Source organism: Xinfangfangia pollutisoli, assembly GCF_020179405.1.
GTDB classification, from domain to species: Bacteria; Pseudomonadota; Alphaproteobacteria; order Rhodobacterales; family Rhodobacteraceae; genus Pseudogemmobacter; species Pseudogemmobacter pollutisoli.
This window is the reverse complement of the sequence record NZ_JAICBZ010000176.1, coordinates 1-1406: the sequence shown is the minus strand read 5'-3', so window position 1 is coordinate 1406 and position 1406 is coordinate 1. Positions and strand designations below refer to the sequence as shown.

The 1406-nt window shown below is 73.7% G+C and carries 1 pseudogene; it reads left to right on the top strand.

Annotated features, from left to right (window positions below):
* Positions 1–104: pseudogene (locus tag K1Y73_RS21885) on the top strand (PCRF domain-containing protein); the annotation flags it as partial.
* Positions 105–1406: the final 1302 nt, after the last annotated feature.

Sequence of the window (1406 nt, the reverse complement as noted above, 5' to 3'; positions counted from 1 at the left end):
TGACACCTTCCTTGAAATCAACGCCGGCGCCGGCGGCACCGAAAGCCAGGACTGGGCCGAGATGCTGGCGCGGATGTCTACCCGCGGGGCGGACCGGCGCGGATCGCCCGCCGCCCTCGACCGCGCGCGGGCGCACCGGGCGCACCACCCGGGCCAGATCGGCACGATAGGGATCGGCGCGCGCCTCGTCCGAGGGCGGGGCGACGCCGGCGCGGCGGTCGGCGACGGTCGCGGCAACCGCGGCCTTCAGATGCTGGATCGCCGACAGGCGGCGCTGGTTCTCGGCGCCGGCCATCTCGTCATCGGCCTGCTTCAGAAGTCGCGTCACATCGGCATCGCCATTGCCGGCCGACGCCGGATCGGCGGCTGCGGGTTCTGCAAGGGCTGGCTCGGCCGCGGGGGCCGGGCCCGAGGCGCCGGGCTGCGGCGCCACATCGGCGCGGCGGATCTTGATCACCCTTGCCCGGGCGCGCTGCGCCTTTTCAGCGAGATCGGGGTTGATCGCGGCCGGCGGTTCAGCCGTGTCGGCAGGCTCCTCGGCCTGGGGCGCAGGGATGGCTTCGGCGACAGGTTCGGCAAGGGTCTCGGCCGCAGCCGGGGCTTCGGGCGCGGCGGCCGGCACAGGCGCGGCCACCACCGGCATCTCGGCAGCCTCGGCCCTGACAGGCGCGGCTTCGGCCAGGTCCTCGGCCAGATCGTCATCGGCTTCCACGGCCAGGGCGGCCAGGTCGCCGAAACTGCGCGGCGGGGCGGCTTCGGCTTCGGCTTCGGCTTCGGCTTCGGCTTCGGCTTCGGCTTCGGCTTCGGCTTCGAGCGGATCCTCGACCGGGTCGGAAGCCTCGGCCAGCGCTTCCAGCAAGGCGGCGGGCAGATCGTCGTTCAGATCGCCTGCCGCCAGCACGGGGTCTTGCGGCAGGTCCGGCGCATCGGCCAGATCATAGACCGCGTCATCGGCGACGAAAGCCTCGTCCAGCGCGAAGGGATCGCGCGCGGGCAGGTCCGGGGCGGCGGCGGGCGCGATCTCGTCCTGCGCCGCATTTCCGGCCAGCGTGGCGACCAGCGCGATCAGCGCGGCGTCCTCGGCCTCTGAAGGCTGGGCGGCTTCGGCAGGCTCGGCGGCAAGGTCTTCGGCAGCAAGGTCTTCGGCAGGCGAGGTGCCCAGATCGGGCAGGATCTCGGCAATCGCCTCGGGCGCGACATCGACCATCTCGGCCATGGCGATCCGGGCCAGCACCTCTTCATCGACCGGCGCGTCCGGGATCGGATCGGCGGCGGGCGCGGGCTCGGCGCTGGCGACGGCACTGTCGGGCACGGGCAGGTCGACGGGCGGCAGGGCGGCCTCGTCGTCATAATCCAGCGCGGCCAGATCGGCGGCCGGCATCAGCGCGGCGGGTGCGGATTGCGCC